General features: G+C 58.8%; 24 protein-coding genes. 12 read left to right on the top strand and 12 right to left on the bottom strand.

Features of this window, described 5'->3' with window-relative positions:
* Nucleotides 1–2: 2 nt before the first annotated feature.
* Nucleotides 3–707, top strand: a complete 705-nt coding sequence (locus tag ACYZUC_RS24350; RefSeq protein WP_461990892.1) for a FadR/GntR family transcriptional regulator — start codon at nt 3–5, stop codon at nt 705–707.
* A 25-nt stretch (nt 708–732) separates the two neighbouring features.
* The gene (locus ACYZUC_RS24345) at nt 733–1,422 is read left to right on the top strand and encodes a GntR family transcriptional regulator (protein ID WP_461990890.1); all 690 of its coding nucleotides are present in this window, start codon (nt 733–735) and stop codon (nt 1,420–1,422) included.
* 99 nt (nt 1,423–1,521) lie between these two features.
* Here the strand turns inward: ACYZUC_RS24345 and yjiA are convergent, their stop codons facing one another.
* The 3 genes from yjiA to ACYZUC_RS24330 all read right to left on the bottom strand — a co-directional run bounded on the left by yjiA (nt 1,522) and on the right by ACYZUC_RS24330 (nt 4,894).
* The gene (gene yjiA, locus ACYZUC_RS24340; RefSeq protein ID WP_223555237.1) at nt 1,522–2,508 is read right to left on the bottom strand and encodes a GTPase; all 987 of its coding nucleotides are present in this window, start codon (nt 2,506–2,508) and stop codon (nt 1,522–1,524) included.
* Nucleotides 2,509–2,615: 107 nt separating this feature from the next.
* The gene (locus ACYZUC_RS24335; RefSeq protein ID WP_007895266.1) at nt 2,616–2,813 is read right to left on the bottom strand and encodes a YbdD/YjiX family protein; all 198 of its coding nucleotides are present in this window, start codon (nt 2,811–2,813) and stop codon (nt 2,616–2,618) included.
* A gap of 14 nt (nt 2,814–2,827) precedes the next feature.
* On the bottom strand, nt 2,828–4,894 hold the full coding sequence (locus tag ACYZUC_RS24330; protein WP_461990888.1) for a carbon starvation CstA family protein: 2,067 nt from the start codon (nt 4,892–4,894) through the stop codon (nt 2,828–2,830).
* A 160-nt stretch (nt 4,895–5,054) separates the two neighbouring features.
* Between ACYZUC_RS24330 and ACYZUC_RS24325 the strand changes: the two genes are divergently transcribed.
* Nucleotides 5,055–5,423, top strand: a complete 369-nt coding sequence (locus ACYZUC_RS24325; RefSeq protein WP_461990886.1) for a PilZ domain-containing protein — start codon at nt 5,055–5,057, stop codon at nt 5,421–5,423.
* Between the two features lie 97 nt (nt 5,424–5,520).
* Here the strand turns inward: ACYZUC_RS24325 and radA are convergent, their stop codons facing one another.
* On the bottom strand, nt 5,521–6,888 hold the full coding sequence (radA, locus tag ACYZUC_RS24320; protein ID WP_008028888.1) for a DNA repair protein RadA: 1,368 nt from the start codon (nt 6,886–6,888) through the stop codon (nt 5,521–5,523).
* A gap of 640 nt (nt 6,889–7,528) precedes the next feature.
* Between radA and mscL the strand changes: the two genes are divergently transcribed.
* On the top strand, nt 7,529–7,942 hold the full coding sequence (gene mscL / locus ACYZUC_RS24315; RefSeq protein ID WP_461990885.1) for a large-conductance mechanosensitive channel protein MscL: 414 nt from the start codon (nt 7,529–7,531) through the stop codon (nt 7,940–7,942).
* Nucleotides 7,943–7,988: 46 nt separating this feature from the next.
* On the opposite strand, the gene ACYZUC_RS24310 is transcribed toward mscL, so the two are convergent.
* Nucleotides 7,989–8,765, bottom strand: coding sequence for a ferredoxin--NADP reductase (locus ACYZUC_RS24310; RefSeq protein ID WP_461990883.1), 777 nt, complete (start codon nt 8,763–8,765; stop codon nt 7,989–7,991).
* A gap of 336 nt (nt 8,766–9,101) precedes the next feature.
* Here ACYZUC_RS24310 and ACYZUC_RS24305 point away from each other — a divergent pair, with 336 nt between their 5' ends.
* A complete protein-coding gene (locus ACYZUC_RS24305; RefSeq protein ID WP_461996756.1) occupies nt 9,102–9,833 on the top strand; it encodes an autoinducer binding domain-containing protein in 732 nt (243 codons plus the stop codon).
* Nucleotides 9,834–9,983: 150 nt separating this feature from the next.
* Nucleotides 9,984–11,108, top strand: a complete 1,125-nt coding sequence (locus ACYZUC_RS24300; protein ID WP_461990881.1) for a methyltransferase — start codon at nt 9,984–9,986, stop codon at nt 11,106–11,108.
* A 78-nt stretch (nt 11,109–11,186) separates the two neighbouring features.
* Here ACYZUC_RS24300 and ACYZUC_RS24295 read toward each other — a convergent pair whose 3' ends face one another.
* The 3 genes from ACYZUC_RS24295 to ACYZUC_RS24285 all read right to left on the bottom strand — a co-directional run bounded on the left by ACYZUC_RS24295 (nt 11,187) and on the right by ACYZUC_RS24285 (nt 13,898).
* Nucleotides 11,187–11,354: a DUF2474 domain-containing protein gene (locus ACYZUC_RS24295; protein WP_008028899.1), complete on the bottom strand. Its 168-nt coding sequence runs from the start codon at nt 11,352–11,354 to the stop codon at nt 11,187–11,189.
* Nucleotides 11,355–11,444: 90 nt separating this feature from the next.
* Nucleotides 11,445–12,452 carry a cytochrome d ubiquinol oxidase subunit II gene (gene cydB, locus ACYZUC_RS24290; RefSeq protein ID WP_008028900.1) on the bottom strand — a complete coding sequence of 336 codons (1,008 nt, stop codon included), beginning with the start codon at nt 12,450–12,452 and terminating at the stop codon, nt 11,445–11,447.
* Between the two features lie 3 nt (nt 12,453–12,455).
* Nucleotides 12,456–13,898 carry a cytochrome ubiquinol oxidase subunit I gene (locus tag ACYZUC_RS24285; protein ID WP_461990878.1) on the bottom strand — a complete coding sequence of 481 codons (1,443 nt, stop codon included), beginning with the start codon at nt 13,896–13,898 and terminating at the stop codon, nt 12,456–12,458.
* Nucleotides 13,899–14,380: 482 nt separating this feature from the next.
* Here ACYZUC_RS24285 and ACYZUC_RS24280 point away from each other — a divergent pair, with 482 nt between their 5' ends.
* On the top strand, nt 14,381–15,619 hold the full coding sequence (locus tag ACYZUC_RS24280; RefSeq protein ID WP_461990877.1) for an MFS transporter: 1,239 nt from the start codon (nt 14,381–14,383) through the stop codon (nt 15,617–15,619).
* Nucleotides 15,620–15,625: 6 nt separating this feature from the next.
* On the opposite strand, the gene ACYZUC_RS24275 is transcribed toward ACYZUC_RS24280, so the two are convergent.
* A complete protein-coding gene (locus ACYZUC_RS24275; RefSeq protein WP_461990875.1) occupies nt 15,626–16,177 on the bottom strand; it encodes a DJ-1 family glyoxalase III in 552 nt (183 codons plus the stop codon).
* Nucleotides 16,178–16,243: 66 nt separating this feature from the next.
* Entirely contained in the window at nt 16,244–16,690 is a 447-nt protein-coding gene (locus ACYZUC_RS24270; RefSeq protein ID WP_008040293.1) for a DUF4879 domain-containing protein, read from the bottom strand.
* Between the two features lie 222 nt (nt 16,691–16,912).
* Here ACYZUC_RS24270 and ACYZUC_RS24265 point away from each other — a divergent pair, with 222 nt between their 5' ends.
* Together ACYZUC_RS24265 and trmA are read left to right on the top strand one after the other, a co-directional pair.
* Nucleotides 16,913–18,208, top strand: coding sequence for an NCS2 family permease (locus ACYZUC_RS24265; protein WP_008028910.1), 1,296 nt, complete (start codon nt 16,913–16,915; stop codon nt 18,206–18,208).
* Nucleotides 18,205–19,284, top strand: coding sequence for a tRNA (uridine(54)-C5)-methyltransferase TrmA (trmA, locus tag ACYZUC_RS24260; RefSeq protein WP_461990872.1), 1,080 nt, complete (start codon nt 18,205–18,207; stop codon nt 19,282–19,284). Before ACYZUC_RS24265 ends, trmA begins: the two co-directional genes overlap by 4 nt.
* A 54-nt stretch (nt 19,285–19,338) precedes the next feature.
* Here trmA and ACYZUC_RS24255 read toward each other — a convergent pair whose 3' ends face one another.
* Nucleotides 19,339–19,785 carry a DUF2442 domain-containing protein gene (locus ACYZUC_RS24255; protein ID WP_461990870.1) on the bottom strand — a complete coding sequence of 149 codons (447 nt, stop codon included), beginning with the start codon at nt 19,783–19,785 and terminating at the stop codon, nt 19,339–19,341.
* 329 nt (nt 19,786–20,114) lie between these two features.
* Here ACYZUC_RS24255 and ACYZUC_RS24250 point away from each other — a divergent pair, with 329 nt between their 5' ends.
* The 3 genes from ACYZUC_RS24250 to ACYZUC_RS24240 all read left to right on the top strand — a co-directional run bounded on the left by ACYZUC_RS24250 (nt 20,115) and on the right by ACYZUC_RS24240 (nt 22,467).
* The gene (locus ACYZUC_RS24250; protein ID WP_461990869.1) at nt 20,115–21,026 is read left to right on the top strand and encodes a LysR family transcriptional regulator; all 912 of its coding nucleotides are present in this window, start codon (nt 20,115–20,117) and stop codon (nt 21,024–21,026) included.
* Nucleotides 21,027–21,166: 140 nt separating this feature from the next.
* On the top strand, nt 21,167–21,607 hold the full coding sequence (gene aroQ / locus ACYZUC_RS24245) for a type II 3-dehydroquinate dehydratase (protein WP_461990867.1): 441 nt from the start codon (nt 21,167–21,169) through the stop codon (nt 21,605–21,607).
* Nucleotides 21,608–21,612: 5 nt separating this feature from the next.
* Nucleotides 21,613–22,467, top strand: coding sequence for a shikimate dehydrogenase (locus ACYZUC_RS24240; RefSeq protein ID WP_461990865.1), 855 nt, complete (start codon nt 21,613–21,615; stop codon nt 22,465–22,467).
* A gap of 74 nt (nt 22,468–22,541) precedes the next feature.
* Here the strand turns inward: ACYZUC_RS24240 and ACYZUC_RS24235 are convergent, their stop codons facing one another.
* The gene (locus tag ACYZUC_RS24235; RefSeq protein WP_008028922.1) at nt 22,542–23,219 is read right to left on the bottom strand and encodes a TetR family transcriptional regulator; all 678 of its coding nucleotides are present in this window, start codon (nt 23,217–23,219) and stop codon (nt 22,542–22,544) included.
* Between the last annotated feature and the right edge of the window lie 95 nt (nt 23,220–23,314).

Genomic DNA, 23,314 nt, shown 5'->3' with positions numbered 1-23,314 from the left:
CAGTGATTACCTCGTCAACCGTCGTAAATTCAGTAGTGGAAAAACTTCGTGCCGCGCTGGCACGTGGGCAATGGCGCTCCGGCGAAATGCTGCCGGGGCAACGTGAACTGGCCGAACAACTGGGCATCAGCCGCCCGAGCCTGCGCGAGGCGGTCATCGTCCTGGAAACCCTCGGCCTGGTGCGCTCGATGCCGGGCAAAGGCGTGGTGGTGCTCGATGCCCAACTGACAGACAGCCAAAGCCACGACAGTGCAGTGGCCGGCGCGAGCCTGGAAGACGTGCTGCAACTGCGCTACACCCTTGAGCCGTTTATTGTCGGCCTGGTGGCGCAGTCGATCAGCAGCAAGGAAGTCGGGCAATTGCGCCTGACCCTGATGGACATGCGCGAAGCCCTTGAGGCGAACGACAGCGAAGCCGGGGTCAACGCCTACATCGCGTTCCACGAAGAGCTGTTCACGCTGACCTCGAATCCGATTTTCCAGAGCGTGGTTCAGCAGACCAGTAACGCCCTCAAGCAAAGCGCCGAGGTGCTGCGCAACTCCCCCGAACATCTGGCCGAACGCCTCGAAGAAAACGAAGCCGTGGTGCGCGCGATCCGCAGCAAAAACAGCGCCCAGGCCAGTGCCGAAATGCGTCGGCACATTCTTCGCGAAGGCCAGCGGATGGGCATCGAATTGAATATCCCGGACGACAACCTCGGCAGTTGAACCCTCTTGGAACCGGAGACAGGCCATGAACAGCTTCGCTTCAGCGCAAACTCTTGTTGCCCTGCCCTTTCCCGCGCCGACGGATGATCTCTACTCGCGAGTCTTCGACGCCATTCTTGAACAGCGCATCGATGCGGCCAGTCGCTTTACCGAAGAAAGCCTGGCGCAGATGTTCGGCGTTCGCCGCAGTGACATGCGTGGGGTGCTGACGCAGTTGTCCCATCAGCAAATCATCGTGTTGCGCACTCACCATCGTCCCCGAGTCGCTGCGCTCGAAAATGAGCAAGTCCGGCAGACGCTGCATGCGCGGCGGCTGACCGAAACCACGGTGGTGCGACTGGCGTGTCAGCAGCCCCGTGCGCAAGACTTGAAGTGTCTGCGTGGGTTGATTGATAGCGAGCGCCAATGTGCCACGCGTGGCTCGGCGATTCGGTTGGCGGGGGAGTTTCATCTGCAACTGGCCGAAATGGCGGGGAATGCACCGTTGGCGCATTTTCTGGGCAGTCTTGTGCCACTGACTTCGCTGGCGATTGCGCAGTTTGATGTGTCGGTGGAGGGTTATTGCGATTGGCGGGTGCATACGAGGATTCTGGAGGCGGTAGAGCGTGGGGATGCGGTGAAGGCGGTCTCGCTGCTGAGCGGGCACCTGGATGATCTTGAGGAAATATTGCTGAACTCAGGACTTGGGCTTAGTCAGGATCGTGTTGCTGGTTAGATCGCTTTCGCGGGCAAGCCTCGCTCCTACAGAGGGCATGCATTATCTGTAGGAGCGAGGCTTGCCCGCGAAGGCGTTATCACTGACGAACGAAATGATTCAATCCGCCGCCACCCGCGCAAACCCCTCGCGAATTTTCTCTTCCGGCAATTCATCGGCAATAAACACAATCACACTTTCCCGCGCCTCGCCCTCTGCCCACTCCGTGTCCCAGTCGAAGCCATACAACTTCAGCACACCCTGAAACACCATGCGCCGCGGCTCGCCAAGGATGTTCAGCACGCCTTTGTAGCGCAGCAACTGCTTGCCATGTTCTTCCAGCAGTTCGTTCATGAACTCGCTGAGCTTGTCGATATCCAGCGGTTTATCGGTGCGCAGCACCAGGCTGGAAATGCGGTCGATGGAAGGCGCTTTGCTGACCGGGCGCAAACTCACGCCGCCACCCAGGTCGGCATTGAGGTTGAAGCCGCGCACATCGAGCAGTTCGGCCAGATCGATCTGGCCGTGGTCGACCACGCGAATCGGCGCGCGACGGTTGATGCGGGTCAGGCGCTCGCTCAACGCGGTGAAGGTCGGCTCGTCCACCAGATCGCGCTTGCTCACCAGCAAGCGGTCGGCGAAACCAATCTGCGCCTGGGCGATGGTTTGGGTCAGGTGTACGTCGGCGTGCGCTGCATCGACCAACGTGATGATGCCGTCGAGGATGTAACGCTCACGCAATTCCTCGTCGATGAAGAAGGTTTGCGCCACCGGTGCCGGATCCGCCAGGCCGGTGCACTCGATCACCAGACGGTCGAAGGCGATTTCGCCACTGTCCAGCCGTTCAAGCAACAGGTAGAGCGCCTTGGTCAGGTCGGTGTGGATGGTGCAGCAGACGCAGCCGTTGGACAGCGTCATCACTTGCACCGGCTCGTCGCCCAACAGTTGGGTGTCGATGCCGGCGTCACTGAATTCGTTTTCGATCACGGCGATTTTCAGGCCGTGCTCGGCTTTGAGCAGGTGGCGCAACAGCGTGGTCTTGCCGGCGCCGAGGAAGCCGCTGAGGATCGTGACCGGGATTGGTGTGAACAATCGAAAATCTCCCATACGCTAAAAAAACTGTAGGAGCCCGGCTTGCCGGCGATAGCGAATTTAAAGACGCCATCGCCGGCAAGCCGGGCTCCTACAGTGGTGTGTTGCTTAAGCCTCGTGCATCAACAGCACTTCGGCCCACCCTTGCCACCGTAACGGGCTTCCTGACGTTCCCGAAAGAACATTTCGTAGCTCATCACCGGTTTGTCCGGGTGTTTGGTCTGCATATGCTCGACGTAGTTGTCGTAGTCGGGCATGCCGACCATCAGGCGTGCGGCCTGACCGAGGTATTTACCGAGGCGACTCAGGTCATTGAACATGCTGCAATCCTCGATTACGCGTCCGGCAAGGCCTGGAATGGCGATTCTTTATCCGTACGTTCTTTTTTACCCCAGGCGGCAATGCCGACCTTGAGCGCATAGAACAGGATACTGAACACCACGAACAGGAACAGCGCGGTCAGCGTTGCGTTGGTGTAGGCGTTGAAAATCACGTGTTGCATCTGGGTGATGTCCTTGGCCGGGGCGAGGATCTGACCGTTGGCCAGCGCATCGCTGTATTTTTTGGCCAACGACAGGAAGCCGATCGCCGGGTTGGCGTCGAACAGCTTGATGAAGCCGGCAGTGGTGGTGCAGATCAGCAGCCAGACCGCAGGCAGCATGGTCACCCAGACGTAGCGTTGGCGTTTCATTTTGATCAGCACGACGGTGCCAAGCATCAGCGCAATACCGGCCAGCATCTGGTTGGAGATACCGAACAGCGGCCACAAGGTGTTGATGCCACCCAGCGGATCGATCACGCCCTGATACAGCAACCAGCCCCACATCGCCACACAACCGGCGGTGGCGATCAGGTTGGCGGTCCAGGATTCGGTGCGTTTCAGCGCCGGCACGAAGGAACCGAGCAAGTCCTGCAACATGAAGCGACCGGCACGGGTACCGGCGTCCACCGCTGTCAGGATGAACAGCGCTTCGAACAGAATCGCAAAGTGGTACCAGAACGCCATGGTGTTTTCACCCGGCAGGACACTGTGCAGGATCTGCGCGATACCGACCGCCAGGGTCGGCGCACCGCCGGCGCGGGCCAGGATGGTGGTTTCACCGATGTCCTTGGCCACCGCTTGCAGCGCTTCCGGGGTAATTGCAAAGCCCCAGCTGCTGACGGTTTGCGCCACAGCCACCACGTCACCGCCGACAACGGCGGCCGGGCTGTTCATGGCGAAATACACACCTGGCTCGATCACCGAAGCGGCAACCATCGCCATGATGGCCACGAACGATTCCATCAACATGCCGCCGTAACCGATGTAACGGGCGTTGACCTCGTTATCCAGCAGTTTTGGCGTGGTGCCGGAAGAGATCAGCGCGTGGAAACCCGAGACCGCGCCACAAGCAATGGTGATGAACAGGAACGGGAACAGACCGCCCTTCCATACCGGACCGGTGCCATCGATGAACTGGGTCAGCGCCGGCATTTTCAGCTCGGGCATGGTAACCAGGATGCCGATCGCCAAGGCGATGATGGTGCCGATTTTCAGGAACGTCGACAGGTAGTCACGCGGCGCCAGAATCAACCACACCGGCAACGAAGCGGCCACGAAACCGTAACCGACCAGCATCCACGTAATCTGCACGCCAGTGAAGGTGAAGGCCTTGGCCCAGACCGGGTCCGCGGCAATCTGCCCGCCGAGCCAGATCGAACCGAGCAGCAACAGCACGCCGACGATGGAGATCTCACCGATGCGGCCCGGGCGGATGTAGCGCATGTAAATGCCCATGAACATCGCGATCGGGATGGTCGCCATCACCGTGAAAATGCCCCACGGGCTCTCGGCCAGGGCTTTGACCACGATCAGCGCCAGCACCGCGAGGATGATGATCATGATCAGGAAGCAGCCGAACAGCGCGATGGTGCCGGGGATGCGGCCCATTTCTTCACGGACCATGTCGCCCAGGGAGCGGCCGTTGCGGCGGGTGGACATGAACAGGACCATGAAGTCCTGAACCGCACCGGCCAGCACCACACCGGCGATCAGCCACAGTGTGCCGGGCAAGTAGCCCATCTGCGCCGCCAACACCGGACCGACCAACGGCCCCGCACCGGCAATGGCTGCGAAGTGGTGACCGAAGAGGATGTGTTTGTTGGTAGGGACGTAGTCCAGACCATCATTGTTGAGCACGGCGGGGGTGGCCCGTCGCGAATCGAGTTGCATCACGTTGTTAGCGATGAACAGACTGTAGTAACGGTACGCGACCAGATAAATGGCCAGGGCGGCGACCACAATCCACAAGGCGTTGATTGCCTCGCCGCGGCGCAATGCCACTACACCAAGGGCGCACGCTCCGACGATTGCCAGCAGTAGCCAGGGTAGGTGGCGTAGCGGGCTATTATTATTTTTCATTTTTTTATTCCAGCCAGGGTGGACAAGAAAGACAGCCACCCCGAGTTTAGCTCTCCTGACGGCAAAGGCCATACCCCGACATTGGTCTAGACGCCTGTGTCGGCTGGCAGGCTTTGACAATGCGGGTCTATAGTCAGCGAACATCTCAGAGGATTGCGCCATGAGCGAACACCCTGCCAATCGCCGCCGCTTCAAACGTATTGCGTTCGATGCCCGAACCGAGCTGAGCCAGGGAGAGTACATCTGGCCAGTACAGCTGATTGACTTGTCGCTCAAGGGTTTGCTGATCGAGCGGCCCGAGCCATGGCTGGGCGACCCGGAAAAGATCTTTTCCGTCGACATTCATCTCAGCAACGACGTTGACATCAAGATGGACGTGCAACTGACGCACGACGATCCTCGCCATTTGGGATTCGTTTGCCGGTACATCAGCCTGGAATCCATCGAGCGGCTGCGGCGATTGATCGAGCTCAACCTGGGGGATCCGCAGGAGCTGGAGCGCGAATTGGGTGCGCTTATAGAAGTGTGAACCTCCCTTTGTAGGAGCCAGCTTGCTGGCGATTGCGGCACACACGAACGCGCGTGAACTTCAATCGCCAGCAAGCTGGCTCCTACAAGGATTGGGGTTACTCGAAGAGTGCGTCGAGGGCCTGTTCGAGGCGGGTTACAGCAATAATCTGCAATCCCGGAGGAGACTCCTTCGGCGCATTGCCCTTGGGCACGATGGCCCGTTTGAAGCCGTGCTTGGCCGCTTCTTTCAAGCGTTCCTGCCCACTCGGCACCGGACGCACTTCGCCAGACAAACCGACTTCGCCGAACACCAGCAGGTCATGGGGCAATGGTCGGTTGCGCAAGCTGGACATGACCGCCGCCATCAGCGCCAGGTCGGAAGCGGTTTCCAACACCTTCACGCCGCCCACCACGTTGAGGAACACGTCCTGGTCGTGGGTCGGAATACCGCCGTGTCGATGCAAAACCGCCAGCAACATCGCCAGTCGGTTCTGATCCAGCCCCAACGTGACCCGACGCGGGTTGGCCAGATGGCTGTCATCCACCAACGCCTGAACCTCCACCAGCATCGGTCGGGTGCCTTCCCACGTTGCCATGACCACACTGCCCGGGACTTCTTCCTGTGCACGAGTGAGAAAAATCGCCGAAGGGTTGGAGACTTCTTTCAAACCCTTGTCGGTCATGCCGAACACGCCCAATTCGTTGACCGCGCCAAAACGGTTCTTCACCGCCCGCAGCAAGCGCAAGCGACCGTCGGACTCGCCCTCGAAATACAGCACGGTATCGACCATGTGCTCCAGCACGCGCGGACCTGCCAGCGCACCTTCTTTCGTCACGTGGCCAACCAGGAAAATCGCCGTACCGCTTTGCTTGGCATAGCGCACCAGCAAGGCCGCGCTCTCCCGCACCTGGGACACGCCGCCCGGTGCCGATTGCAGCTGTTCAGTGAAAATCGTCTGAATCGAGTCGATCACCATGACCTTGGGCTTTTCGACCCGAGCGGTGGCGATAATGGTTTCGATGCAGGTTTCAGTCATGACCCGCAGTTGATCCTGCGGCAATCCCAGGCGTCGGGCGCGCATGGCCACTTGCTGCTGGGACTCTTCGCCCGTGACGTACAGCGCCGGCATGCTCTTGGCGAGGTTGCACAAGGTTTGCAACAGGATGGTTGATTTGCCGATGCCCGGATCACCGCCGATCAGTACCACCGAACCGTCCACCAGCCCGCCGCCCAGGACGCGATCGAGTTCACTGGAGGCGGTGGAAAAGCGCGGTATTTCTTCGACGCTGACTTCGGCCAGGGTCTTGATCTGTGCCTGCTGGCCGGTCCAGCCGGTGCGACCGCTGGGGGCTGCGGCACCGCCGCTCTCGACCATGGTTTCGGTCAAGGTGTTCCAGGCCCCGCACTCGCCGCACTGGCCGGCCCACTTGGGGAAGGTTGAGCCGCACTCGGTGCAGCCGTACATGCGCTTGGCCTTGGCCATCTGAACTCCCGGCAAAAAAACGCGATGATAGCTCAGCTGGACTGGATCAGTGCGACGGAGTTACCCAATGGAGTTGTGCGGCAACTTGCTCGGCTCTCGAGACAACGACATCGTTATAAATTTTACAACTTGTACAACACGCCGCCCAAACAACTCTGCAAAAGTTAAATCTAAAACCCACAAAGCTGTACAACTCTTAACACTCTGCGAACTTAACGTACAACATTACCCAACAGACCAAGAGTTTAATACAAATAATCAAATCGATGGCTTTACGGAATCATCCACTCTGTGTTTTTCCAGCCACTATTTTCTGAACCAAGAACTTATACCTGAAATTCAGTACTGTAAAACTAATAGCGCACATTCCCATTGCACTCAATAAAACACTCCTGAGACGCACACACTTTTACTGACAACCACCACCTCCATCGCTGAATGACGAACAACGCCACCTCAGATGGATAGCGAGAGCAAGCCTGGAACACGCAGATCTGCGCATCAGTGATGGCATTTTGAAAACCTTTTACCGTTGCCCCGGTCGATAGCAGGCAAGCGCTGTAAGCAGTTGTTTCGGGCAAGAACCATTTGGCTGATTTACACTGCATTACCAACCTCATCTGTAACAAGGAAATAACCTATGGGCGTGCTAAATGAGTTCAAGGCCTTCGCGGTAAAAGGCAACGTGGTCGACATGGCCGTCGGTATCATCATCGGTGCCGCCTTCGGCAAGATCGTTTCGTCGTTTGTCGGCGACGTGGTCATGCCGCCAATCGGCCTGCTGATCGGTGGGGTGGATTTCAGTGATCTCGCCATTACGCTCAAAGCCGCCAGCGGCAACGCCCCCGCAGTGGTGATGGCGTACGGCAAATTCATCCAGAGCATGATCGACTTCATCATCGTCGCGTTCGCGATTTTCATGGGCGTCAAAGCCATCAACCGCTTGAAGCGCGAAGAGGCCGTTGCGCCCACCCTGCCGCCGGTTCCGACCAAGGAAGAAGAGCTGTTGGGTGAAATTCGCGATCTGCTGAAGGCCCAGAACAATCGGCCTTAATGATCTGATGCAGATAAAAAACGGCGCCTTCGTGGCGCCGTTTTTTTTACCAGTAGTTTTCCACCGCCACGTGCCCGGGGCGTCGGCTGAGGCTCAAGTGCATGTCACGCTGTTTCAGCAGTTTTCGCGTGTCATCGATCATCTGCGGGTTACCACACAGCATGACCCGCGAATGCTCGGCCGTCAGTGCCACGCCTGCCGCCCGCTCCAGTTCGCCACTCTCTATCAAGGTGGTGATCCGGCCATTCAAGGCCCCTGGATGCTGCTCGCGGGTAACGGTGGCAATGTACTGAAACTTGTGCGCGTACTCGGCCAGATAGTCACGCTGCACCAACTCCGCAATCAGTTCCTGATACGCCAGCTCCCGGGCTTCGCGCACGCTGTAGACCAGAATGATTCGCTCGAATTTCTCCCAGACCTCGAAGTCCTGCAGGATCGACAGAAACGGCGCCACGCCCGTGCCGGTGGATAACAACCAGAGATCCCGCCCGTCGATGAAGCGATCAAGCGTCAGGTATCCAAAGGCCTGGCGGTCGACCAGCAGCGTATCGCCGACGCCCAGCCGACTCAGCTCACTGGTGAACTCGCCTCCCGGCACCACGATGGAAAAGAACTCGAGGAACTCGTCGTAAGGTGAAGAAACCATGGAATAGGCACGCCAAACAACGCTGCCGTCAGCCTTGGTCACGCCCAGCCGGGCGAATTGCCCCGCACGAAAACGAAAGCCCGGATCCCGTGTCGTGCGCAGGGTGAACAGGTTTGGGGTCAACGGCTTGACGTCGAGCAGGGTCTGGCGCGTGAATTTTTCTGCACTGGCAGTCATGGTGCGCTCCATTCAACAGATAGCATCCAGTGTCCCGCAAAGCAGGGAAAACAAACACCGACGATTTGTAGTGCCTTTTATTATCAACCTGAACATTACAAATAGTATTCGATCTTTCTAGACGTACCATTCAGTTAATAAAACAGCCAATGAAATTAAACTCAACATTCAAAACCCGCCGTATTTTTAAAAACTCTATTAGAACTTGATATCTATTTTTTAAAGCGTAGTAAAGCCAAAAAATCTCACTTTTATGTAGGATTCATCCTACACTCGGCTCGTGCAGGATTTCGGATCCAATCAGCACCCCGGCAGATTGTAAAATGGAGATACATGATGGAGCGGTGGAAGGAGTCACAACTCAACCAACTATCGAGCACGAAGCATATTGATGCAGCGTACCCGATCGCACTTGAATTCGCGAAAAATATCGGGTTTAAATTTTTCGCTTTTTCAACTACTTATCAAACAAAAAACAACCAGTTCAACACTATCCGACACAACAATTACCCAACCGTCTGGAACAAATATTATGAACAGAAAAACTTAAGCTTGGTGGACCCGGTAGTAGCTCATTGCAATCACTCGATGCTGCCCATTCTGTGGAGCGAAAATCTTTTTTCCAAGGTTCCTTCACTGTGGGAAGCCCTTGAAGCACAAGGTTTGCAGCACGGCTGGTCACAATCGCTGCATGACGAAGAGAGCGGCCTGTGCAGTATTCTGAGGCTGGCAAGGAGCCATTGCCCGATCACGGCCCTGGAGTTGTATGAAAATCTCGGTTTCTCGGTGTTCATGTGCCGCCATCTTCATGCGTTGATCGCACAATCATTGCCCAAGAAAATGCTGAAACCACCCGCTGCACATTTATCTCCACGGGAAATCGACGTATTGGAACTGGCGGCAGCCGGGAAGACGGCTGAAGAAAGCGCGCGAATTCTCAACCTGAGCGCACGGACCATCCATTTCCACATTCAAAGCGTGATTTTGAAACTCGGGGTCAGCAACAAGATTGCCGCGATCATCGCCGCGATCAAGGCCGGTCACCTCAAAAGCACCTCGACACGTTGATCGATTAAAACCTGCGAGTAACGTACCATTTGTGATTCCTCCTGAGTGTTGACGTGTGAACCTTCACGACGCAGTGCACTCGGACGGTCTCGCCCGCTACAACGCCCCTGGGCCGCGGGATACCCGTTGATTTACCCAGAGCCCCGCCCCATGCCTTTGCTCGAAACATCCTTCGCCCGCCTCGACCTGATCCGCCAGCCAGAACAGCAGAACGAACCGCTGCAAGCGTTTGATGCCGCCGACGAATACCTGCTCAATCACCTGGCCGAACAACAACCGGGCGCGAACACTCGAGTGTTGGTGCTCAACGACAGCTTTGGCGCATTGGTGGCCAGCCTCGCAGGCAAGGTTCAGGTGACCAGCAGCGGCGACTCGTTCCTGGCCTTTCAGGGCCTGGAAAAAAATCTGATCCGTAACGCTCAGGCATTTGATGCCGTGCCTCGCGTGCCTGCCAGCGATGCGCTGACCGGCCCGTTTGATCGGGTCCTGATCCGCGTGCCGAAAACCCTGGCCTTGCTGGAGGAACAACTGATCCGTCTGCAAAGCCAATTGGCGCCCGGCGCCCAAGTGATTGCCGGCGCCATGATCAAGCATCTGCCACGCGCCGCCGGGGATTTGCTGGAGCGCTACATCGGTCCGGTTCAAGCCTCGCTGGCGGTGAAAAAGGCTCGGCTGTTGATGGCCACCGCTGAAGCCAAAGCCCCCGCGACATCGCCCTACCCGACTCGCTATCAGCTCGATGCGCCGGCGATTGAACTGCTCAACCACGCCAATGTGTTCTGTCGCGAAGGGCTGGATATCGGTACGCGAGCCTTTCTGCCGCACTTGCCGACAAACCTCGGCGCGGCACGGGTCGCTGATCTGGGCTGCGGTAACGGCGTTTTGGCCATTGCCAGCGCTCTGCAAAACCCTCAGGCGCACTACACGCTGGTGGACGAATCCTTCATGGCCGTGCAATCGGCCGCCGAAAACTGGCGCGCGGCGCTGGGTGACCGGGACGTGATAGTGCGTGCCGGGGATGGTCTGGCCGGACAGGAACCGCAGTCACTGGACGTGGTGCTGTGCAACCCCCCGTTTCACCAGCAACAAGTCGTGGGCGACTTCCTCGCCTGGCGGATGTTTCAGCAAGCACGCGAAGCGCTGGTGGTGGGCGGCGCGCTGTACATCGTCGGCAACCGTCATCTGGGTTATCACAGCAAACTGGCGCGGTTGTTCCGTGGCGTCGAACAAGTGGCGGCCACACCGAAGTTCGTGATCCTCAAAGCCCGAAAATAATCCCGGGCAAAAAAAACCCTCCAGCGCAGGAGGGTTGTAAATCCGTGCCGCAAGACATCGGGATGGGATTTTGCGAATTCAGTGGGTCGACAGGCCTGCGGCATTCATGAACATGCGCATCAGGCTCGCAACGATGAACAGCGCCACCACGCTGCCAGCCCAGATCATCGCCAGCCAGCCGAGCCGCTGCCAGAGCGGCTTTTTCTCTGCCGCCTGGATTTCTTCCAAAGTGTGTTTACCAGTCATGGCGTTCAAGACCTCCTCTTCAAGGTTGATGGCGTCTGTGATGACGCCATCGTCGGAGTGCCGCCCGGAACAAGCTCGGCTCCTACAGGATTAGTGGTAACCATCTTCATGGGTGACCTTGCCGCGGAACACGTAGTAGCTCCAGAAGGTGTAACCCAGGATGAACGGGATGATGAACAAGGTGCCGACCAGCATGAAGCCCTGGCTTTGCGGCGGTGCGGCGGCGTCCCAGATCGAGATCGACGGCGGCACGATGTTCGGCCACAGGCTGATGCCCAGACCGCTGTAGCCGAGGAAGATCAGCACCAGCGTCAGCAGGAACGGCGTGTAGTGCGCATTGCGAGCCACAGCGCGGATCAAGCCGTACATGGTCACCAACACCAGAATCGGTACCGGCAGGAACCAGAACAGATTCGGCAACGTAAACCAGCGCGCGGCGATTTCCGCGTGAGCCAGCGGCGTCCAGATGCTGACGATACCAATCACCGCCAGCACCACGAACGCCAGCGGCCGCGCCAGGTTGTGCATCTGCTCCTGCAACTTGCCTTCGGTTTTCATGATCAGCCAAGTGCAACCGAGCAGCGCATAAGCCACCACCAACGCCACGCCGCAGAACATCGTGAACGGTGTCAGCCAGTCCAGTGACCCGCCGGCGAACTGACGGTTGACCACCGGCAGCCCATCGATGAACGCACCCAACGCGACGCCCTGGAAGAAGGTCGCGGCGATGGAGCCACCAATGAACGCCTTGTCCCAGAGGTGGCGCTTGTCGTCCTTGGCCTTGAAGCGGAACTCGAACGCCACGCCGCGAAAGATCAGCCCGATCAGCATGAAAATCAGCGGCAGGTACAGCGCCGAGAGCACCACTGAATAGGCCAGCGGGAAAGCACCGAACAACGCCGCGCCGCCCAGCACCAGCCAGGTCTCATTGCCGTCCCAGACCGGTGCTACGGTGTTCATCATCACGTCACGGTCAGTCTTGCCCGGGATGAACGGGAAGAGAATCCCGATGCCCAGGTCGAAGCCGTCCATGACCACGTACATCATGATGCCGAAGATGATGATCACGGCCCAGATCAGCGGAAGATCAATACCCATGACTCAAATCTCCTTGGTCAGGCTGGGGCTGTGGTCGTTTTCGGCGCCATCATCGTCAGCCGCAGACAGCGGACGCGCCGGCGTGCGTTTCTGGCCGGGACCACCGTCGTTGGTTTCCTTGCCTTCGTCGATCTTCGGCCCTTTGCGCACCAGGCGCATCATGTAGCCCAGACCGGCACCGAACAGCGCGAAATAGACCACGACGAACAGGATCAGCGTGATGCTCATCTGCATGAAGCTGTGATTGGAGGACGCGTCCGCCGTGCGCATCAGGCCGTAGACGACCCAAGGCTGACGACCGATTTCAGTGGTAAACCAACCGGCGAGGATCGCGATCAAGCCGGACGGCCCCATCCACAATGCCAGGTACAGGAACGGTCGCGACGTATAGAGCCTGTCGCGTTTGCGCAGCCACAGGCTCCACAAACCGGTGAAGATCATCAGGAATCCGAGGCCGACCATGATCCGGAACGACCAGAACACGATGGTCGAGTTCGGCCGGTCTTCCGGCGGGAACTCCTTGAGCGCCGGCACCTGTTTGTCCAGCGAGTGCGTGAGGATCAGGCTGCCCAGGTACGGAATCTCGACGGCGAACTTGGTCCTCTCTTCTTTCATGTCCGGCCAGCCGAACAGGATCAGCGGGGTCGGTTCATCGCCGTGGTTTTCCCAGTGGCCTTCGATCGCGGCGATTTTCGCCGGTTGATGCTTCAACGTATTGAGACCGTGGAAGTCACCGATGACCGCCTGAATCGGCGCGACGATCAAGGCCATCCACATGGCCATCGAGAGCATGGTACGGATCGCCGGGTTGTCCTTGCCGCGCAGTAAATGCCAGGCCGCCGAGGAACCGACGAAGAATGCGGTCGCGACGAACGCGGCCGTCGCCATGTGCATCAGGCGGTACGGGAACGACGGGTTGAAGATCACCGCCAGCCAGTCGGTTGGAATGACCTGGCCGTTGACGATTTCGAAGCCCTGCGGGGTTTGCATCCAGCTGTTGGACGCAAGAATCCAGAAGGTCGAGATCAGCGTGCCGATGGCGACCATGACCGTGGCGAAGAAGTGCAGATTGCGCCCGACCTTGTTCCAGCCGAACAGCATGACCCCAAGGAAACCGGCTTCAAGGAAAAACGCGGTCAGTACTTCGTACGTCAGCAACGGCCCGGTGACGGAACCGGCGAAGTCCGAAAAACGGCTCCAGTTGGTGCCGAACTGATAGGCCATGACCAGCCCGGAGACCACGCCCATGCCGAAGTTGACGGCAAAGATCTTCGACCAGAAGTGGTACAGATCGCGGTAGGTGTCGTTATTGGTTTTCAGCCACAGGCCTTCGAGTACCGCCAGGTAACTCGCCAGACCAATGGTGATGGCCGGGAACAGGATGTGGAACGAGATGGTGAACGCGAACTGAATTCGGGCGAGATCAAGCGCCTCCAAACCGAACATAAGTCTTCCTCTGTCAGGTAATACCGGCTGAAGGCTTGCGGCCTACACCCACGGCCCCCACGAATAGGAGTGTGGCGAATTTGAATTCGTTCTTCTTTTTACAAACATCACACGTAGGGAGTCTGGCCATCTGGCCACCAGATCAATTCCACAAAGGCCTTGATCTGGATCAAGCATGGGTAAAAGAGTAGTCCGGTTTTTGGCGATGGACGGTGTGGTCTTTTGCCGCGTGACAGGTTGCCTCATAGGTTCGGCAATCAGCTGCAACACATTCCGTGTGGGAGCGGGCTTGCTCGCGAAGGCGATCTGTCTGTCACCTTTATGTTGGATGCGCCGACGTCTTCGCGAGCAAGCCCGCTCCCACAGGGGGATTTGCGGGTTTTCTGGATCGGTGTCTAGCTAACTAAATTTCCCGCCTCTGCAACTTCTGGTTACAGGTTGGTGATAATCTCGGACCTCTCCTCGCTCAAGATCCGCCTCAGATGCCCAGCCAAGCGCCCTTGCTGTTACGTCATCACCGCCCTTTCATCGCGTTCTGGCTGGCTCGGGTGTTTACCGCCAGTGGCTTTCAGATGCTCACCGTGGCCATCGGCTGGAACCTGTATCAACTGACCGGCAACGTGCTGGATCTGGGCCTGGTCGGTCTGGTGGAGTTTGCCCCGCGCGTGCTGTTCATGTTGCACACCGGGCATGTCGCCGACCGCTACGACCGGCGTAAAGTCGCGGCGATCTGTCAGTCGCTGCAAGCCTTGATTGCCTTGACGCTGGCGATTGGCGGCGCCACCGGCCATGTCACCCGGGAAATGATCTTCATCCTCGCGTTTCTGCTCGGCGCCGCGCGTTCCTTCGAGATGCCGACCACCCAGGCGCTGCTGCCAAGTATCGTTCCCTCCGCGCTGTTCCCCCGCGCCGTCGCCGCTGCACAGTCTGCCCAACAATCGGCGACCATCGTCGCGCCGGCCCTCGGCGGCTTGCTGTATGCCTTTGGCAGCGTCTGGGTCTACGGCCCGACCGTGATTCTCTATGTGATTGCCTGCCTGCTGATGCTCAACCTGCCTGCGCGGCAAACGCCGTTGAACAAAGGCAAGGCCACCCTGGACTCGCTGCTGGCGGGTATCCGCTTCATTCGCAGCCGACCGGACATTCTCGGGGCGATTTCTCTGGATCTGTTTGCCGTGCTGCTCGGCGGCGCGACGGCCTTGCTGCCGGTGTTTGCCAAGGACATTCTGCTGACCGGGCCATGGGGCCTGGGCTTGTTGCGTTCGGCTCCGGCAGTGGGCGCGTTGCTGATGTCGCTATGGCTGGCGCGGTTCTCCGTGGATCGCAAGGTTGGTCGGGTGATGTTTACCGCCGTCGGTGTATTCGGCGTCGCGACCATTGCGTTCGGCCTGTCCACTTCATTCTGGTTCTCGCTGGCGGTGCTGGTCGTGTTGGGCGCAGCAGACATGATCAGCATGGTGATCCGCGCGTCCTTCGTGCAACTGGAAACCCCGGATGAAATGCGTGGCCGGGTCAGCGCCGTCAACGGCCTGTTCATCGGCGCCTCGAACCAGTTGGGCGAGTTCGAATCCGGTCTTACCGCCCATTGGTTCGGCACCGTGCCTGCGGTGGTCATGGGCGGCATCGGCACGCTGGTGGTGACTGGGGTCTGGATCAAACTGTTCCCGACCCTGGCCAACCGGGATCGTATGCATGTGCCAGTGGAAGAAGCGACGGCCTGACATTCGTTAAACCACCAACTCCCCCGCCACCGTCGCCCGCATGGCCTTGCCGCAAAGTTGTTCCACCAGTGTCAGGGCAAACTCAAGTGCGCCCCCTGAACCTTGAGCGGTCACGCAGTTGCCGTCGACAACCACCGGTTTATCGACAAAGTTGCAACCCGACAGTTGATGGCTGGCAGTCGGCAGGCACGTCATCCGCCGTTGACGCAGGACGCCAAAGGCCTGAAGTGCCAGCGCCGGGGCTTCGGCGATGCCGGCGAACAGACGGCCGGCTGCCGCCTGATCCTTGATCAATTGCTGCAAAGGTTGATGGCCGGCCAGATGTTGCGCGCCGACGGCACCGCCGGGCAGCACGATCAGGTCGAACGGCTGAGCCAGCAAATCCACCAGCATTGCATCGGCCGTCACGCGGGTGCCGCGAGCACAGGTGAGCATGCGCCGGCCCTCGATGCTGGCCACCACCACTTCAACCTTGGCGCGGCGCAGCACATCGATCAGCGTCACGGTTTGCAGGTCATCGATGCCCTCAGCGAGGGTAATCAGGGCTCTAAAGGTCATGGGCGCAGTCCACAGAATGATCTTTAAAGCGTAGTCAGCTTTCCTGACCCTTGTTCGAGCCGGCCGTTACTTGATGTAAAGCTGCGTCGACAGCGTGTTGCCCGGCGCATTGATGGACGTGTTGCTGAAGGTGAACGTGCCTTCTTGCTTGCCGGCCAGATCGAAGACATACAGGTAACCCACGGTTTTTCTGCCGACGGTGCAATCGGTAAGGTTGCCGTTATCAAAGGCGCAGATCGGGGTCCGGGTGCCGTCCACATCAAAACCGTCCAGCCCGACTTGCGCCTTGCGCCCATAGCCGACTTCCAGCACGTAGATCTTGATGTTCGGCCCGCTGTGATCGCAGCGTGTTGTCTCCTGCCCCTCGCCAATGTCCTCAAACCCACAGGCTGGCGACTCGACCTTGAGCACCTTGACCTGGCTCAACGGCGCCGCCGAGGCAGCCGAAGCGGTTTGCGCCCCCAGCATCAAGGCAATCAATACTCCGAATACGTTAACCAGACGCTTTTTCATGCAATCCCCATGTCCCTCAAAACCAGCGCGCAGTATGGCGCACTTGGCTTTAACGCAAAACATCGACGACGATCACCACCATAAGCAGCCACAACCCCACGCGGCTGGTATGATGCGCGGCTTTTTCCGACCCACAGAAAATTACCAGGCGCCTGCAGCGGTCTGTGCTTTGCTGTTGAGGTCGATACATTCACGGCGCCGGGCGCGCCACGGGGAGCAGACATGCTGGAAAGGCTGTTTCAACTCAAGGCACACAACACCAACGTGCGGACCGAGATTCTTGCGGGCGTCACGACCTTCCTGGCCATGGCCTACATTCTGTTCGTCAACCCGAGCATCCTCGGCGAGACCGGCATGGACAAAGGTGCGGTGTTTGTCGCCACCTGTCTGGCAGCCGCCATCGGCTCCACGACCATGGGCCTGATCGCCAACTACCCGATCGCCCTCGCACCGGGCATGGGCCTGAACGCCTTCTTTACCTACACCGTGGTCCTGCACATGGGCCACACCTGGCAAGTGGCGCTGGGCGCGGTATTCATCTCGGCAGTGTGCTTCTTCCTGCTGTCGATCTTCCGCATCCGGGAATGGATCATCAACAGCATCCCGCTGCCGCTGCGTTCGGCGATTGCTGCCGGTATCGGCCTGTTCCTGGCGCTGATCGCCCTGCACAACGCCGGCATCGTGGTCAGCAATCCGGCGACCATGGTCGGCCTCGGTGACCTGAAACAACCGGCACCGATCCTCGCCACCCTGGGTTTTGCCCTGATCGTTGCCCTTGAAGCCCTCGCTGTGCGCGGTGCGGTGCTGATCGGGATTCTGGTCGTGACCATTGCGTCGATTGCCCTCGGTTTCACCCCGTTCGGCGGCGTGATGTCGATGCCGCCATCGCTGGCGCCGACCTTCCTGCAACTGGACATCAAGGGTGCACTGGACATCGGTCTGGTCAGCGTGATCTTCGCCTTCCTGTTCGTCGACCTGTTCGACAACTCCGGCACCCTGATCGGCGTCGCCAAGCGCGCCGGTCTGATGGGCAAGGACGGCCACATGCCGAAAATGGGCCGTGCGCTGATCGCGGACAGCACCGCGGCCATGGCCGGTTCGTTGCTGGGTACGTCGACCACCACCAGCTACATCGAATCCGCAGCAGGCGTGAGCGCCGGCGGCCGCACCGGTCTGACGGCCATTGTGGTGGCGATCCTGTTCCTGCTGGCACTGTTCTTCTCGCCACTGGCCGCCAGTGTTCCGGCATTTGCCACGGCGCCGGCACTGCTGTTCGTCGCAGTCTTGATGACTTCCGGCCTGGCCGAAATAGACTGGGACGACATCACTGTTGCCGCACCGGTCGTGGTCACTGCGCTGGCCATGCCATTCACTTACTCCATCGCCAACGGCATCGCCTTCGGTTTCATTTCCTGGACCGCCATCAAGCTGCTGTCCGGTCGCGGCCGTGAGCTGAACCCGGCGCTGGTGATTCTGTCGATTCTGTTTGTGATCAAGTTGGGTTGGTTCAACGCATGACTTTTGATTCCCAGGCTTACACCGTTCAGCTCGAAGAAAAGGTCTCGCGCCTGCGCGACCTGCTGGCCCCGTTCGATGCACCGGAGCCGGCGGTGTTCGATTCGCCGCTGAAGAACTTCCGCCTGCGTGCCGAATTCCGCCTGTGGCGTGAAGCCGGCGAGCGTCACTACGCGATGTTTTCTCAGGAAGACAAACGCACGCCGATCCTGATTGAAGAGTTACCGATTGCCAGCCTGCGCATCAATCAACTGATGCCGCAGCTCAAGGCCGCGTGGAAAGCCAGTGCGGCCCTGAGCCACAAGCTGTTTCAGGTAGAGTTCCTGACCACGCTGGCCGGCGATGCAATGATCACGCTGTGCTACCACCGCCCATTGGACGAACACTGGCATGCGGCGGCGTCAAAACTGGCGGCAGACCTGAACGTCAGCGTGATCGGCCGCTCCAAGGGCAAACGCGAAGTGATCGGTCACGATTACGTGGTCGAAAAACTGGAAGTCGGTGGCCGCACGTTCAGCTACCGCCAGCCAGAAGGCGCGTTCACCCAGCCCAACGGCACCGTGAACCAGAAAATGTTGAACTGGGCTTTTGACGCACTCGGCGATCGTCCCGACGATCTGTTGGAGCTGTATTGCGGCAACGGCAACTTCACGCTGCCACTCGCGACCCGCGTACGCAAAGTGCTGGCCACCGAGATCAGCAAGACCTCAGTCAACGCGGCGCTGAGCAATCTCAGCGAAAACGCGGTGGATAACGTCACGCTGGTGCGCCTGTCCGCTGAAGAGCTGACCGAAGCCCTGAACGAGGTTCGCCCGTTCCGTCGCCTGCATGGCATCGACCTCAAGAGCTACGAGTTCGGCAGCGTCTTCGTCGACCCGCCTCGCGCCGGCATGGACCCGGACACCTGCGAACTGACCCGACGCTTCGACAATATCCTGTACATCTCCTGCAACCCGGAAACCCTCGCGGCCAACATCGCCCAGTTGCACGACACCCACTGCATTACCCAATGCGCAATGTTCGACCAGTTCCCCTGGACTCACCACATGGAATCCGGGGTGTTGTTGACCCGTCGTTGATTGCTGCTGAGCGATACAAAACAGCCGTCATTTCGACGGCTTTTTTGTGCGTGCTCATTCGGTGATTTCTGGCTTGCGCGGACGTCCGCCCTTGCGACCATTGGCCCGCGCAGCCTCTGCTTTGGCGGCGCTGCTTTGGCGACCATTGCGCGAAGCAATGACCGAGGCGGCCATGTCCATCAGCGGCTTGCTCGCCGAGATCATGCTGGCGATGGATACATGCAAATCCTTGCCCTCATGGCAGAGGGCGGTTCCGGAAAAACCGACTTTCAGGTCGGCGAAATCCTCGACCTCGAATCCATCGAACTCCGGATAGTGCTGCACCGGCAGCAGCACGCCACTGCCATCAACGAAACTGACTGCCAGACACGGCTCCACAAAGGACACGGCCGTCACCTGAAAACCACCTTTGTGACGCGCTTGTCCACGACGGATGGCCGTATCCAGCGCGGCTTCTGTCACAGGCCGATCCGCCAGTGTTTTCGCCTCTATCGATTTCATAACTTGATCTCCACACCCTCCGAAACGCCAAACAGCGCCAGCAAGGTCTTGTTCGTCTCGGGCTCATAGCAAGCCGAATAAATCATGTTGGTCGCACTGGAGGAACAATTTCATGCTAACCCATCCGTTAGGTTAATGAGCCCTATGACCCGTCATTCCCTTGAAAATCCGATAACCGGTGCAAGCCTGCACGTTATCGCCCGAACTTGAGGCTAGCGTTCCAACTCGCATCGGGCATGGCGATAAGCTGCAAAAATGGTAAGCAATCCTTTCCGCAATTTGATAAACACTGCATCAAGTCCTTCATTTGATCCCCGGTGTAATCAATCATGCAGCGAACATTCGACGACCTTCAGCTCGGCAGCATCGAACTGTTTTGCCTCGCCGCTGAAGCTGGCAGTTTTACCGCCGCCGCGCTGGTCGCTGGCGTGACGCCGGCAGCGGTGAGTCGGTCCGTGTCGCGCATGGAAGAACGCCTGGGCGTGCGGCTGTTCGCGCGTACCACTCGCAGCGTCAAACTGACGGATAGCGGGCGCCGGTATTACGAAGAATGTCGTCAGGCGCTGGCGCAATTGGTCGAGGCCCAACGCGAAGTGATGGGCCAGCAGCAAGAGCCTTCCGGCACCTTGCGCATCAGTATTCCCACGACGTATGCGCATCACCGGATCCTGCCTTTGCTGCCGGCGTTTCGGGAGCGTTTTCCGCAGGTGAAAGTCGAGTCGCACATCAGCAATCGCAACATCGATTTCGTCGGTGAAGGCTATGACCTGGCCATCCGCGTGCGGGCGATTCCGGATTCCGGGCTGATCGCCCGGCAACTGGAGGACGCGGATCTGGTGATGATCGCCAGCCCCGATTACCTGAAGCGCGCGGGCACGCCGCAAACCCTGGATGACCTGAAAAATCATGAATGCATCCAGTACGATTTGCCCAGCAGCGGTCGGCGAATTGCCTGGCTGTTCAACGACGATGGCGTGCAGCGCGAGATTCTCGCCGAGGGCGATCTCAGTTGTTCCGACGACGTGCTGGGCGGTGTGACCCTGGCCAAACATGGGGCGGGTCTATTCCAGACCTATCGTTTTATCGTTGAAAAAGAACTGGCCGATGGCTCGTTGGTGGAAATCCTCAAACCTTACGGCGGACGGTCACGACCATTCACCCTGCTTTACCCGCAAAGCCGTCATGTGCCTCTGCGATTACGGGCGTTTATTGATTTTCTGATAGAGCATTTGCCGCGCTGAGATGCCGAAACCGTCCGATCACCGCACACAAACCTCCGTCTCGGCGCCTGTTCAATTGACCAAATTAACCATCTAGTACAATTTATCTCCACAGGCTGAAACATCAGCCCATGCCAAAAATAATATGTGGAGAGACCCTGATGAACCCTATCGTTCTGGTGCTCAACGGCCCGAACCTGAACCTGCTCGGCACCCGTGAACCGGCAACTTACGGCCACGAAACCCTGGCGGATATCGCAGCGTTGTGCGGCCGGTCCGCCGAAGAGTTTGGCCTGGCGGTGGAGTTTCGCCAGACCAACCATGAAGGCGAACTGCTCGACTGGATTCACGCCGCCCGCGGTCGTTGCGCCGGGATCGTCATCAACCCCGCCGCCTGGACCCACACCTCGGTCGCCATTCGTGATGCCCTGGTCGCCAGCGAATTGCCGGTGATCGAAGTCCACCTGTCCAACGTCCATGCTCGTGAACCTTTCCGCCACCACTCCTTTGTTTCAGCCATTGCCACCGCTGTAATGGCCGGTTTCGGCAGCCACGGCTATCGCCTGGCGCTGGAGCATTTCAGCCTGCGCTTGAAAGGGTGAACGCCGTGACTCAGAACAACGCGGTACTGGCCGGGCTGATCGGCGCCGGCATTCAGGCGTCCCGTACGCCCGCACTGCATGAACATGAAGGCGACGCCCAGGGTGTGCGTTACCTCTACCGCCTGATCGATCTCGATCAGTTGAAACTCGACAGCAGCGCCCTGCCCGACCTGTTGATGGCGGCGGAACGTATGAACTTCACCGGCCTGAATATCACCTTTCCGTGCAAGCAGTCGATCATCCCCCTGCTCGACGAGTTGTCGCCAGAAGCCCGCGGCATCGGCGCGGTGAACACGGTGGTGTTGAAGGACGGTAAACGCATCGGCCACAACACCGATTGCCTGGGTTTTGCCGAAGGTTTTCGCCGTGGCTTGCAGGGCGTTGCCCTTGAGCGTGTCGTCCAGATGGGCGCCGGTGGTGCCGGTGCGGCGGTGGCCCACGCGCTATTGAGCGAAGGCGTACAGCGGTTGAGCATTTTCGATGTGGAAATCAGTCGCGCGCAGAGTCTGGCAGACAATCTCAACCAGCATTTCGGCGCTGGCCGAGCCGTGGCGGGTCATGATTTGCCGAACACGTTGGCTCAGGCTGACGGTCTGGTGAACACCACGCCCATGGGCATGAAAAAGCTGCCGGGCATGCCGGTCCCGGTGGAGTTGCTAAGGCCGCAGTTGTGGGTGGCGGAGATTGTGTACTTCCCGCTGGAAACCGAACTGCTGCGCAACGCACGCGCCTTGGGATGCCGGACACTGGATGGCGGCAACATGGCGGTGTTTCAGGCGGTGAAAGCGTTTGAATTGTTCAGCGGCGTGGTGCCGGATGCGCAGCGAATGCTGGCGCATTTTCAAAGCATGAATGGCTGAAAAGCTTCGCGGGCAAGCCTCGCTCCTACAGATCAACGTAAAACCTGTAGGAGCGAGGCTTGCCCGCGAAGGCGTCAGGCCTGCAGGTATCGCAACACCGACTCGCAAATCATCTCTCGATGACGCTGCTTGATGCTTTCGTCCGGCAGGTCGATCTGAAAAATCTCACCAAAAGTATGGCGGTTCGACACGCGATAGAAGCAGAACGAACTGATCAACAGATGCACATCCAAGGGCTCAAGCCCCGCCCGGAACACACCTTCTTCAGCCCCGCGACGCAATATCACGCCCAGTGAATCAAGAATGGTGTTGTTCATCGCCTTGATCGCATCGGAGCGCTTCACGAATTCGGCATTGTGAATGTTCTCGATGCTGACGATGCGCACGAAATCGACATTGCGATCATGGTGATCGAAGGTGAACTCCACCAGCCGCCGAATCGCCTCCACCGGTGCCAGTTCGGCCAGGTGCAGGCGGTTTTCGGTGCTGCGGATATCGCCGTAGAGTTTCTCCAGCACCTCGATGTAGAGCTGTTCCTTACTGCCGAAGTAGTAATAGATCATGCGTTTTGAGGTGTGGATGCGCTCGGCGATCGCATCGACGCGAGCGCCGGAAAGCCCCTGCTGGACGAACTCGACAATGGCTTCTTGAAGAATGTTCTCGCGGGTCTTTTCCGGGTTGTTCTTGCGACTCTTGCGTGGCTCGGCCAACGGTTCGTCGGGCGCTACGGAGAGTTCTGATGTCATTGTCATTGCGGGCTCACGGCCATCACTGCACAGGCTGGCGATTATGAGCCGCACGGCACAGTGAAGGAAGCCGCGCGGCAGCGGTTTAACCTCGCGTTTAC

It is taken from the genome of Pseudomonas sp. GT1P32, from assembly GCF_054897805.1.
This window is presented reverse-complemented; position numbering and strand designations above follow the sequence as displayed.